Here is an 11154-nt window from a genome sequence, read left to right on the forward strand (position 1 = left end):
GTTCGTTCCATTGCGCTGCAGCCACTCCCTTTCCGCGGGGAGGAAGGCTTTAGCCTCCTCGGCTTCGCCTGCGGGGTCTCAGCCTTTCCTCTACTTCCCGCAGGAGTTGAGTGGCTTCCGCCCATTCCACTAAGGTTTACGATCCTTAGAAAGAATAAAATCTAATTAAACAAAATAAAAACCCGAACGATTAGAGGAATAATTCACTTAAATCCGCCTAATCATTCGGGTTTTTCATTGTCTAAAGTACTTATGTCCCAGCCTCTTTTTATTATGGCTTCAGCAATATTTTTCCTGTACTTTTCCTGCTTTCAAGAAGGCGATGTGCCTCTTTGCCGTCCTTTAAAGAAAATATGGCAGGTTCGGCAATCTTCAGCTTACCGGTTTGGATCCAATCAAACAGCTCAGCTGAACGGCTTAGCCTCTCCTCACGGGAAGTGAGCACATTCCACAGGTCTCCCCCTGTTAATGTTTTTGACGTATCCATCAGCATTCTCGGATCCACAAGTGCAGGATCTCCGCCTGCCATCCCGAAAAACACAACGGTTCCACCTGTTCTGACTGCTGCAAAGCTATCCTCGAGCGTAGCGCCGACAGATTCATATACAGCATCAGCTCCCATGCTGTTCGTATATTCTCTGATTTTCTCCGGCCAGCTGCTGCTGTAGAGAAACACCTCATCCGCGCCTGCTTTCATCGCAGCAGCCTTTTTTTCCTCACTGGAGGTCAATCCGATGGCTGTTCCTCCAAGCAGCTTGATCATTTGCATCAGGAGCTGGCCGACACCGCCAGCAGCAGCGTGGACAACAGCAGTATCTGCGGACTTTACTTTATAGCTGTCCCGCACAAGGTAATGTGCAGTCAATCCCTGGAGCAGCACACTTGCTGCCGTTTCATGAGAAATTCCTTCAGGGACAGAGATAGCTTTTTCATAAGGAACAGCCACGAATTCAGCATTTGCATATGGAACATCTGCAAACGCGATTCTATCTCCTGGCTTAATGTCTTGAATAGCAGACTCCACAACAACGCCTGAACCTTCATAACCAAGAATGAAAGGTGGCTCTCCTGCCAGATGATAGTTCCCTTTTCTTCTGTAAATGTCTGCGAAATTAAGCCCGATTGCTTCCATCTTAACAAGAACTTCATCAGGGCCAATTTCAGGAGTGGGGATCTCCATGTATTCCAGTACATCCGCTGATCCAAACTGATTAAAAACCAATGCTTTCATGCAGGTACCTCATTCTTCTATGTATTTATGAAATAAGCGTATAGAATCGGAAGGAGGAATGCAAGATGGATGTGTAATAAGCTTATGAGATTATAGGATCTATATCGGTAGTTTCCTTCATAAGGGATGGAGAGAGATTTTAGAATTTTGGACGATACAGAGGCGGAGCTGAGAAAGGTAAAAGATCGGAATTGTTCGTTAGTTATAGTGGGTTGTATTAAAAGAGCAAAGTCAATTAAAGCTTGAACATGGGCGATTTTATCCTTTTTGCTGCAGTATAGGCAGTGCCAGGTACCTCTTTCCCTTTTCATACTTAGTTTTTGGCAACCCGGGCAGTGTACCCCGGGGATTATGGCTGAAACAGGAATCTTGTATTTTTCGAGGAGGTTTGGGGTGTGAGGCCTGTGTTCTTTGATTAGCGTATTCGTCAGCTTTCTGATTTCTTTTGAGGTAAGTATGCCCTTCCCATTTTGGAAAAGAGTATTTAGTTTGGTGGGTAAGTGTTCTGCATGAACGATTCTTTTTAAAAGAAAAGTGTTAGGTGAAGGTGTTTTGATTATTGTTGCTGGATTGCTAAACACGACAAAGGCCGCAATAGGAAGGTTCTTCTGATTATGTCTGTTTAACCAGTTTCTCAGCTGAACTTCCTGTCTCTCTATTTGAAGGATCGGGCTTGGCATCCCTTCTTCTTTCTCATTCAGCGTCCTAACCAATTGACTGAACTGCGGATCAAACTGCAGAATGCCGGCAATATTTTTGATCTCGAGAATAACGGCTATTTTAGGGGTGAAAATCAGTGTATCAAGCTGAAAAAGTATCCTTAATGCCAGGAAGGCGAAGATCGTGGAGTATAGAAGCACTGTCATCATCAATGAAATTCAAGTGATAATCCAGAGACTTTTCACCGTGGTAGCCAGCGAGGCTTTTTCTCAGATCTTCATCAATAAGCGGTCTCTTTTCATAAGCAGCCGGCAGTCTTCTTAACAAAGCTTCCAGCATGCTGATTTTGAGAGGATAGGGTCTATGTTTTAGAATCATTTAGAGGTTCTCCTGATTTGGCAGATTGTGAAAAACGAGGTGGGGTTAACATAATAAAATTATATAATATTCCCCTCACTGTTTTAGTGCTCTTTTAGAACTTACCATCACATGAATAACTGTGCAAACCGGCAAAATTTGATTTTACCAGCTTAAATATAGTTTTTCACAGCCTTTCAAATGAATTGAGGCTGATCGGTAAAACCGGTCCTTCATTCACTGTCCAAAATGAGTCTTTCACTGTCCAACTCAGTCCTTTAACTGGCGGAAACGCTCATTGAACTGGCGGATTTCACCCGTTCACTGTCCAAAACAGCTTCCTAACTGTCCAAACTCTATAACTCCTTTTTCCCGGAGCAAAACTCAATTTTGCCACCTGCTTAGATTGAACTAAAAGCCGGTTACCGGATTGTTTGAACAATCAGTCTGTAATTACAACAGTTTAAAGTTTACATAATAATATTATAAACCCGTCCCCTATGATGAATCATTTATTCCACCTACTCCGCCAAGCTACAATCCACTTTTCAAGCAGCAAAATTAAATTTCCCTCACCTTCCCAAAACCGGCCCTTCATTCACTGTCCAAAACGAGCACTTCACTGTCCAACTCAGCCCTCTTACTGGCGGATTTCACCCGTCTACTGTCCAAAACAGCTCCTTTACTGTCCAAACTCAAAAACTCCATTTTCCAGGCACAAAATCCATTTTGACCCTCCCAAACTTAGCAAACAAAAAACCCCAATCTCACCCAAGATCAGGGTCCTTCCGCTTTTTCCATTGCTCATCAAGCTGTGCTTCAATATCATTATCAAGCAGCTGCTCTATTTTCCCGCCAATTTCTTTTGCCAGTGCAGGACTGGCGCCTCCTGTTGATACAGAGAGGGTGAGCTTCCCCTTTTTTACGATTTTCGGCACTTGGATGTTGCCATTCTCAGCCCTGCTCACAACATTGACGAGGGTGTGCTTCCGGGCTGCATCAGCAATTTTGGAATTGAGCTCGCTGTCATTTGTGGCTGCGATGATCAGCCTGTATCCTTCCAGGTCTTCCAGGCTGATCTCCCGCTGATGCCAAGTGATACGGCCATTCTTTGCAAGATCAGCAATTTCCTGCCCGGCTTCAGGGCTGATAATCGTTAGCAGCGCCTCTTCTTCAAGAAGCAGCTGCAGCCTTCTAAGAGCGATGCTGCCTCCGCCTGCTATCAGCACCGGCTCGTTTTTTAAATCAATTAAGAGCGGAATCATACTGATTCCTCCATTGAGAAGACACCTGGCTTTTGCTCAATTGCTTCTTTGACCCTGTAAACAAATGCTTCTCGGACGAGCGGACTGTGGCCGATATAAGAGCAAAGCACCAGGTTTTTCTCCGTTTGCAGTTTCCTGATTTCCTTTTCGATGCCTTTCATTAATAAGCCGGTAAAAAGAAGGTACGGCATGAGAAGAATATGGTTTTCAGGGAAGGTATTGATCTCAGACAATTTTTCTTCAAATGACGGCTTTGCTGCTGTTAAATAGCAAACGTCTGTCTCTTTGAATCGATATTTTTCTTTCAGCATGCCAGCAAGCCTCTGCATGTTTTCTTTTACTTCCGGATCCGTGCTTCCTCTGCCAATTATAAGAACTCTTGTATCGGCATTTGAATAGGTGTGGGGCTTTAGCATACTGTATACTGCTTCAGCCATTTTATCCTGAATGCCGATCGGCCTGCCGTATGAAATGGGAACTGACGGATATTGCTGCTGCATGCGTTCAAGAACTTCAGGGATGTCTTTCTTCGCATGCACCGCTGTTAAAAGAAGCAGAGGCACAACAGCAATACTGGTTGCACCTTTGTTCACGCAGGCAGCAAAGCCTTCTTCAATGGACGGCTCAGCAAGCTCCAGAAAAGAAATTTCCTGTATGGGCGCTGCTATGCTTTTTTGGCATTCCTGAATGAAAGCTGCCGCTTCTTCGCGTGCTTTTTTGACGCGGCTGCCATGGCAAATGTATAGTACAGCCTGGCTCATTTTACAGCGCCTCGCTGACAGGAGATGCTTTAAGATCTTCTTTGAACCATTTCAGCTGTTCACGGTATTTGACGACTTCCCCGATAATGATCATGCTTGGATTTTTCATTTCATTGCGCATGGCGTCCTCATGAATGGTTTCAAGAGTGCCTGTGACCGTTTTTTGCACGGCAGTCGTACCCCAATGGATGATGGCAGCTGGTGTATCAGGGCTTTTACCATACTGAATGAGCTTTTCCTGAATGTACGGAAGCTGGCTGACCCCCATATAGATGGCAAGGGTGTCTATTCCTTTTGCAAGGGACTTCCAGCGTTCCTCTTCATCTTCACCCTTTTTATGCCCAGTAACAAAAGCAACGCTTGCGCTTGCATCGCGGTGTGTGACAGGAATGCCTGCATAAGCTGCGGCTGCAATTCCAGAAGTGACCCCAGGCACGATTTCAAATGGCAGGTTGTTTTTTACAAGAGCTTCGGCCTCTTCGCCGCCTCTTCCAAAAACAAACGGATCTCCGCCTTTCAGCCTTGTTACAACTTTTCCTTTTTTGGCGTAGCGGACAAGAAAGCGGTTGATCGTTTCCTGTTTCATCGTGTGATAATCAGGCAGCTTGCCGCAGTAGATCAGATCCGCTCCTTCTTTTGCATGCTTCAGCAGTTCTTTATTAATGAGGCGGTCATAAAGAATAACATCTGCCTCTTGTATGCATCGTAAAGCTTTTAAAGTGATCAGTTCGGGGTCCCCTGGTCCTGCACCGACAAGATAGACTTTTCCCATGGCGCGACCCTCCTATTAAAATTATTCTATTTCAAAAAAATCCAGAGCAAATGCTATATTGCTCCGGATCTTATTTTCTTCTTTATTTTAAGCCTTGAAGAGCATGTTCTTCAAGCTTTTACAGCACCAAAGAAACAGCACAGTTAAATTTTCTTTTGAATATAGCCGCTGTCTTCCAGGTAGCGCAGCAGTTGAGCTGTGCATTCCTCAGGTGACTTTTTATCTGTTTCAAGAACATATTCAGGCTGATCCGGCTCTTCATATGGTGAATCCAGGCCTGTGAAGTTTTTGATCTGGCCGCTCCGGGCTTTTTTATAAAGTCCTTTTGGATCCCTGTTTTCGCATTCTTCAAGCGGACATTTTACATAAACTTCGATAAATTCTTTTTCTTGAAGAAGCTCTCTTACCTGCTTTCTGTCATCCCGAAACGGAGAAATAAACGCTGTTACGACGACTGAGCCGCTGTCAACAAACAGCTTTGATACTTCCCCGATGCGGCGGATGTTTTCTACCCTGTCTTCTTCTGAGAATCCAAGATCCCCGTTCAATCCTTGACGGATATTGTCTCCATCAAGAACGTAAACCTGAGTTTCCCGGTTAAATAGTTCATGGGACAGCAGGTTTGCGATGGTTGACTTGCCTGAGCCGGACAGACCTGTCAGCCAAACCGTAAAACTGTGATGGCCGTTCTTTTCTCTTCTTTGTTCTTTTGAAACCGTCTGTTCATGCCAGACCGTATTGGATGATTGCGCCATCTTCATTCGCCCCCTTTAGAATGTTGCTTTTTCTCTCATGCCTTCGATTAATACCTGCACAACTTCCGGACGGGAAAATTCAGCCGGCGGCACTTCTCCGTTCCGCAGCATTTCCCTTACCTTTGTTCCTGACAGGATCACTCTGCAGGAGGAATCATGCGGACATGTTTTCGTTGTTGCCATGCCTTCGCATTTTTTGCAGTAAAAGCTGTGTTCAAACAATAGAGGCTGGATGCCAATTTCTTCTTTTGTAAAATTGCGGAAGATTTTCTGTGCATCATATGTGCCGTAGTAGTCGCCTACACCTGCATGATCTCTTCCTACAATAAAATGAGTGCAGCCGTAATTTTTTCTGACCATAGCGTGGAAGATGGCTTCTCTCGGCCCTGCATATCTCATTGCTGCAGGGAATACGCCAAGAAAAACTCTGTTTTCCGGATAGTAGTCCTTCAGAAGCACTTCATAGCTTTTCATTCTGATTTCAGCAGAGATATCATCCGATTTCGTTTCCCCTACAAGCGGGTTAAGAAATAGACCGTCTACTGTTTCAAGTGCTGCTTTTTGAATATATTCATGCGCTCTGTGCACAGGATTTCTCGTTTGAAAACCAACGATGGTTTCCCATCCAAGGTTCTGAAATGCCTCTCTTGTTTCAGAAGGGGTAAAGGTGTATTTCTCATGCTCAGGTTTTTTTCTTTTTGTGAGATGGATTTCACCTCCAAGGTAGATCTCCCCTCTTGAGAAGAGTTTTTTTACCCCTGGATGGGCTTTGTCATCTGTTAAATAAACCTTTTTTGCTTCTTTCTCTTTATCAGGTTCATATTTTTCCGAAACGGTGATCACACCGTACGTTTCCCCATTAAAGTCCAGGCGGATGCGGTCTCCCTTTTCAATGTTTTCCGCTTCTTCTTTAGAAACAGGAAGCGTCACCGGAATGGACCATACCGTGCCGTCGCTGAGTCTCATTTCCTCTACGACTCTTTCATAATCCTTTTTTGTTAAAAAACCTGTCAGCGGGCTGTACCCGCCAATCCCGATCAATTCCAAATCACTCAGGGCTATTTGATCGATTTCAATTTTTTTGCTGATCTCTTCCAGCGGATAGTTGAAGTCAATCCTATTGATTAATGTACCGCCATGTGGCTGCAAGCTCATAAGTATTACCTCCAGTGTTATGATTAAACGCTTGTTGGATATCCGCTCTTCAGATGCCTCCGCCCTGTTCATGAATGGACTGCTTTTCTTTTTTTACTGCCCCTGTAAGCGAAATGACGCCAACAGTTGCTGCAATCACCATCAGAGCCAAGAAGGTTGAATAAAAATCAGACTGAATAAACAGCTTTACGAGTATATAAGAAATTGTCAATGACACGAGCGGAGATACGATCCAAACTTTGACAATGCGTTTGACGATATTTTTTTGAAAGACTACTTTGCCGTTTTTTGCCGCCCCTGATGCCATAATGGCTGTTGAGGTTACTTGTGTCAGCGGTACAGGCAGACCAAAAATCGAACTCAGAATAACAAGGAAGGCGCCAGTGCCGGAAACGACGATGCCCTCTTTTTTCGTCATATTGGTTATTTTTTTTCCGTTGGTTTCGAGCACCCTGCCGCCAAGCAGGACAGCTCCAAGCGCAACGAATAAAGCGCCGCTCCAAATCCCTGTTCCGGCATCCATTATGCTTGCTGCAACAAGCGGTCCGACAGCATTTGCCACATTGTTCATTCCCGCGGAAAAAGCTTCAAAGAACCCTGCTGCAATTAGCAGTACGCTGAGCACAGTGCTTTTTTCTGATGACTTTCCTTTAAAGCGGCGGAGCAGCCTGCAAGCTGCATAAGCAATAAAAAAGGCAGCAGCCGGGATGAAAATCCAAAATGCTGCGATGACCAAAATGGATTTAATATACAGTACATGGCAGGCAACACCAACGCCTACGACAGCCCCAACCGTGACTTCGCTTGTTGAAAGCGGGATTGCCATCAGATTGGCTAAAAAGAGCGACAGCGCAGCAGAACTGATAATAATAATAACCAGATTAACCGTAATGATGTTCTTGGGCACAATTCCGCCGCTGATCGTTTTTACTACTTCTCCGCCCCCGAGGACAGCGCCTAAAATGACACCTGCCGCACAAATCAAAAGGGCGATATATCTCTTTTTAATGACGCCTGCTCCATATGCCACTCCCATCGAGGCGGCTGCACCGCTCGCCCCGATGTTCAGTGCAAAAAACAGACTCACAAGGATTGCAATAGCTGCCATCTTTCAGCTCCAATCAGCCATGCAGGCCGCATTCTGTTTTTGAGTTTCCGGACCAGCGGCCGGCACGTATATCTTCTTCATTAAATGCAGGCTTTGTGCAAGGCTCGCAGCCGATGCTTGGATAGCCTTTATCATGAAGAATATTATATTTAAGACCATTTTTATGGGCGTAGCGCCAAACATCTTTCCATGTCCAGTGAATCAGCGGACAAATCTTGATATTTTGAAACTTGTCGTCTTTATTTAAAAATTGAACATTTTTACGGGACGGCGACTGCTCCTGTCTTAGTCCTGAAATCCAGGCTTTCTTGTGGGACAATTCAGAATGCAGCGGAATAATTTTCCTGATTTTGCAGCAAAGATTCGGATTTTTTTCCCATAAGCGGTCTCCGTGCTTTTCTGCCTGCTCGTCAAGGGTCAGGTCAGCTTTTTTCATTTCGATGCGAAGATTCGGATAATCCTTTTTCACTTCATCTATTAAGCTGTAAGTCTCTTTAAAATGAACGTCAGTATCAAGAAAAACAATTCTTGCATCCGGTTTTACTTTATTAATCAGATCAATCAGCACAATTCCTTCTATTCCGAAGCTGCAGGCATAAACGATGTCATCTCCATAGCTTCTGTAAGACCATTCCAGAACGTTCAATGCTTCCTGAATAACGTCCTTGTCTTCAAAAGGCGTTTCAGGCGTGTGAAAATCATGATAAGTAAGCATCCTTTTCCCTCCATGGAAAAAAGCGGTCCCCAGGCGTCTTTTATTGTAACCCGGAGACCGCCTCTAGTTTGTCTAGTCAGCGTTTTATTTGATTTTGGCTCAGTTTCGGCTGTTGGTTTAAGCATTGGCCGGAAGCAGCCGCTTCATCCAATACTGAAAATAATAGAAATTCCTCTATAACCCAGACAATATCTAAATCTATTTCAATCGGACTTTTTCGTTTTTTTCCAGCTGAATCACTTTTCCATCCTGTACGACAAGGGTAATGGATCCATAACTCATTGAGCCCAGCATTTCCTTGAGTTTGCCCAGCAGACTGTCTAATTGATCATTTTCCCCCACCAGAAGTCCCTCCTTTAAATCAACATAAAAAATCCTTCCCCTTCGGAAAGACTTGTGAGGTAATTCATATTACCTTATCTTCCAAAATGGGCCCCATTTTGCTGGAGTTAGCACCTTGCAATTTGCAGGTTGCCGGGTTTCATCGGGCCAGTTCCCTTCACCGCTCTTGATAAGAATGTTCAGCTTGGTTTGATGAAGGCATTGCGCTATTTCCTTTCAGCGCCACCAAGAAAATGTGTTGTTATGTTTTTAAATTTTAGCATAATTCAGGCAAGTGTCAACCCGAGTTAACTGATTGGATTAATATTTTTTTCAAACTAGGCAAAATTTTTTTCTGAGTGGAGCAAATCAGCCCGCTGTGAATATAAAAATAAAAGCCTGAAAATAGGCAGGTATAGTACCAGCCTTGAAAAAGAAAGGGGACACTTATGGAAAAAGAGAACGTTTCTCTAACCAATAACAGCACAATATTAGGCAATGATACACTTTATTCCGAGAGAGCAGCTTATAAATTAAAACGAAAAAAAGAAAGGGAAAAGATCATCATCAGTCTCCGTGAGAAAGAAATGAAATTGAGGGCTGAGAAAGAAACCCTGGCAGACAGACTTCAGATTAAAAAAGATGAAATGCTTCTCAGGCATCAGCAGCTGAAGTCCCTTTTTCATATGAGAAACAAATAAAAAAAGCTCTGCCTTCAGACAGTGCTTTATTTCTCTTCCCCTGCTGGGATCTTTATTGTGAATACTGTACCGTTTTTACTGCTTTCCGCCTGGATGGATCCCCCATGATTTTCAATAATCTTTTTTGATAAAGATAAACCCAGTCCCGTGCCGTCGTCCTTTGTTGTAAAAAAGGGATCAAAAATATGCTGAAGCAGATGCGGCGGTATGCCTGATCCATTATCCGAAAAGACGAATCTTACAGCATCGCCTTCTCTTCCCGCTAAAAGGCGGATTTGAAGCGGTCTTTCAGCTTTTGCCTGTATGGCATTTCGCATCAAATTGAGAAAAACCTGCAGCAGCTCTTCTTTATTAATATCTATCCGGCAGTTTCTTGTCTCTTCTTCAATGTCAAAAGAAAGCTCTGTATTGTAGAGGAGCGCCTCGCCGTTCATAAAGCTTCCAAGGTATCCCGTTACAAAATGCTCTGCCGTCATTCTCTCTGTTGCCGTTTCGGCAGGTTTTGCAACTGCCAGAAAGTCCGAGATAATTTTATTGGCTCTGTCAATTTCAGGGATCAAAAGGCCTTTGATCACTTCTTTTTGCCCCTCTTTCACCTGATCCTGCAAAATCTGCAAAAACCCTCTTACAGTTGTGAGCGGATTTCTGATTTCATGGGCAATCCCGGCTGCTATACGGCCGGACAATGCTTGTTTTTCCGCATCCCGAAAGCTGTTTAAATACTGAAAATAGCCAAGGACCCGAAATATTTTGCCCTCTTTATTCCGGAAAAGGTGAGTAGAAGTAATGCCGTAGTTTTTATCCAGCACTTCCTTTTTTGTAATCGGCTTGCCAGTTTGAAGGCTTTTCAGGAGCATAATCTGCTCATCGGGAATTTGCAATAACTCCCTGATATGCTTTCCGATCATCTCTTGCCTATCCACTTGAAAATCTTTTGCTGTCTGTTCATTTATTAAAGTAATGATCCCTTGATCATTGATCATCACCATATGATTTGGAGATAAATTGGTTATCGCTGTTATCACCGGCTCTGCCAGGGTAAATTCTCTTTCAGAAACAATCTGAGAATTCAGCTCCTGCTTATTGCCTGCCAGGAACATTTCATCAGAAGCGGAAAATGCCATATTTCTGCCTGCATTTGCCAGCAATTTGCGCAGTGCCAGATTTTCCTGCCGCAGGGCTTTCAGTTCCTTTTCAGCGCTGTAGTCTTTCATTAGGCATACCTCTTAACATTGTATTTAAAGCTATTAAACTATATTATAAAACAGCTTTTATGACAATCCTTACTTCCTTTTTTAGCTGGAATTGGATATTGCAGCTGTTTCAGACAGTAAATAAAATGTCCGCTCACAG

At 43.8% G+C, this 11154-nt stretch carries 13 protein-coding genes and 1 riboswitch; of the genes, 1 reads left to right on the forward strand and 12 read right to left on the reverse strand.

Going from position 1 to position 11154, the window contains the following annotated elements:
* Positions 1 to 271: 271 nt before the first annotated feature.
* The 11 genes from LRR81_RS06320 to LRR81_RS06370 all read right to left on the reverse strand — a co-directional run bounded on the left by LRR81_RS06320 (position 272) and on the right by LRR81_RS06370 (position 9094).
* On the reverse strand, positions 272 to 1231 hold the full coding sequence (locus LRR81_RS06320) for a quinone oxidoreductase family protein (protein WP_231788428.1): 960 nt from the start codon (positions 1229 to 1231) through the stop codon (positions 272 to 274).
* A 17-nt stretch (positions 1232 to 1248) separates the two neighbouring features.
* Complete coding sequence (locus LRR81_RS06325; protein ID WP_231788429.1) at positions 1249 to 2100, reverse strand: nuclease-related domain-containing protein; 852 nt, start codon at positions 2098 to 2100, stop codon at positions 1249 to 1251.
* Complete coding sequence (locus LRR81_RS06330; RefSeq protein ID WP_231788430.1) at positions 2033 to 2269, reverse strand: hypothetical protein; 237 nt, start codon at positions 2267 to 2269, stop codon at positions 2033 to 2035. Before LRR81_RS06330 ends, LRR81_RS06325 begins: the two co-directional genes overlap by 68 nt.
* Positions 2270 to 3015: 746 nt before the next feature.
* Positions 3016 to 3513 carry a precorrin-2 dehydrogenase/sirohydrochlorin ferrochelatase family protein gene (locus LRR81_RS06335; RefSeq protein ID WP_231788431.1) on the reverse strand — a complete coding sequence of 166 codons (498 nt, stop codon included), beginning with the start codon at positions 3511 to 3513 and terminating at the stop codon, positions 3016 to 3018.
* Positions 3510 to 4274 (reverse strand): sirohydrochlorin chelatase, encoded by a 765-nt coding sequence (locus LRR81_RS06340; RefSeq protein WP_231788432.1) that lies wholly within the window; start codon positions 4272 to 4274, stop codon positions 3510 to 3512. The genes LRR81_RS06335 and LRR81_RS06340 overlap by 4 nt, the downstream gene beginning before the upstream one ends.
* 1 nt (position 4275) lies before the next feature.
* On the reverse strand, positions 4276 to 5046 hold the full coding sequence (gene cobA / locus LRR81_RS06345; protein ID WP_231788433.1) for a uroporphyrinogen-III C-methyltransferase: 771 nt from the start codon (positions 5044 to 5046) through the stop codon (positions 4276 to 4278).
* 143 nt (positions 5047 to 5189) lie between these two features.
* Positions 5190 to 5801 (reverse strand): adenylyl-sulfate kinase, encoded by a 612-nt coding sequence (gene cysC, locus LRR81_RS06350; RefSeq protein ID WP_231788434.1) that lies wholly within the window; start codon positions 5799 to 5801, stop codon positions 5190 to 5192.
* Positions 5802 to 5816: 15 nt separating this feature from the next.
* Positions 5817 to 6956, reverse strand: a complete 1140-nt coding sequence (gene sat, locus LRR81_RS06355) for a sulfate adenylyltransferase (RefSeq protein WP_231788435.1) — start codon at positions 6954 to 6956, stop codon at positions 5817 to 5819.
* A gap of 49 nt (positions 6957 to 7005) precedes the next feature.
* Complete coding sequence (locus LRR81_RS06360) at positions 7006 to 8064, reverse strand: inorganic phosphate transporter (protein ID WP_231788436.1); 1059 nt, start codon at positions 8062 to 8064, stop codon at positions 7006 to 7008.
* A 13-nt stretch (positions 8065 to 8077) separates the two neighbouring features.
* Complete coding sequence (locus LRR81_RS06365) at positions 8078 to 8779, reverse strand: phosphoadenylyl-sulfate reductase (protein WP_231788437.1); 702 nt, start codon at positions 8777 to 8779, stop codon at positions 8078 to 8080.
* A 198-nt stretch (positions 8780 to 8977) separates the two neighbouring features.
* On the reverse strand, positions 8978 to 9094 hold the full coding sequence (locus LRR81_RS06370; RefSeq protein WP_269448544.1) for a YezD family protein: 117 nt from the start codon (positions 9092 to 9094) through the stop codon (positions 8978 to 8980).
* A gap of 98 nt (positions 9095 to 9192) precedes the next feature.
* Positions 9193 to 9297, reverse strand: a riboswitch (SAM riboswitch).
* Between the two features lie 252 nt (positions 9298 to 9549).
* Here LRR81_RS06370 and LRR81_RS06375 point away from each other — a divergent pair.
* Positions 9550 to 9801: a hypothetical protein gene (locus tag LRR81_RS06375; RefSeq protein ID WP_231788439.1), complete on the forward strand. Its 252-nt coding sequence runs from the start codon at positions 9550 to 9552 to the stop codon at positions 9799 to 9801.
* A 26-nt stretch (positions 9802 to 9827) separates the two neighbouring features.
* Here the strand turns inward: LRR81_RS06375 and LRR81_RS06380 are convergent, their stop codons facing one another.
* Positions 9828 to 11015, reverse strand: coding sequence for a two-component system sensor histidine kinase NtrB (locus tag LRR81_RS06380; protein ID WP_231788440.1), 1188 nt, complete (start codon positions 11013 to 11015; stop codon positions 9828 to 9830).
* Positions 11016 to 11154 lie beyond the last annotated feature (139 nt).

Source organism: Metabacillus kandeliae (assembly GCF_021166585.1).
GTDB lineage: Bacteria > Bacillota > Bacilli > Bacillales > Bacillaceae > Metabacillus_B > Metabacillus_B kandeliae.

Coding starts and splice junctions, on each gene's coding strand:
- LRR81_RS06320 (WP_231788428.1), bottom strand. CDS start 1,231: ATGAAAGCATTGGTTTTTAATCAGTTTGGATCAGCGGATGTACTGGAA.
- LRR81_RS06325 (WP_231788429.1), bottom strand. CDS start 2,100: ATGATGACAGTGCTTCTATACTCCACGATCTTCGCCTTCCTGGCATTA.
- LRR81_RS06330 (WP_231788430.1), bottom strand. CDS start 2,269: ATGATTCTAAAACATAGACCCTATCCTCTCAAAATCAGCATGCTGGAA.
- LRR81_RS06335 (WP_231788431.1), bottom strand. CDS start 3,513: ATGATTCCGCTCTTAATTGATTTAAAAAACGAGCCGGTGCTGATAGCA.
- LRR81_RS06340 (WP_231788432.1), bottom strand. CDS start 4,274: ATGAGCCAGGCTGTACTATACATTTGCCATGGCAGCCGCGTCAAAAAA.
- cobA (WP_231788433.1), bottom strand. CDS start 5,046: ATGGGAAAAGTCTATCTTGTCGGTGCAGGACCAGGGGACCCCGAACTG.
- cysC (WP_231788434.1), bottom strand. CDS start 5,801: ATGGCGCAATCATCCAATACGGTCTGGCATGAACAGACGGTTTCAAAA.
- sat (WP_231788435.1), bottom strand. CDS start 6,956: ATGAGCTTGCAGCCACATGGCGGTACATTAATCAATAGGATTGACTTC.
- LRR81_RS06360 (WP_231788436.1), bottom strand. CDS start 8,064: ATGGCAGCTATTGCAATCCTTGTGAGTCTGTTTTTTGCACTGAACATC.
- LRR81_RS06365 (WP_231788437.1), bottom strand. CDS start 8,779: ATGCTTACTTATCATGATTTTCACACGCCTGAAACGCCTTTTGAAGAC.
- LRR81_RS06375 (WP_231788439.1), top strand. CDS start 9,550: ATGGAAAAAGAGAACGTTTCTCTAACCAATAACAGCACAATATTAGGC.
- LRR81_RS06380 (WP_231788440.1), bottom strand. CDS start 11,015: ATGAAAGACTACAGCGCTGAAAAGGAACTGAAAGCCCTGCGGCAGGAA.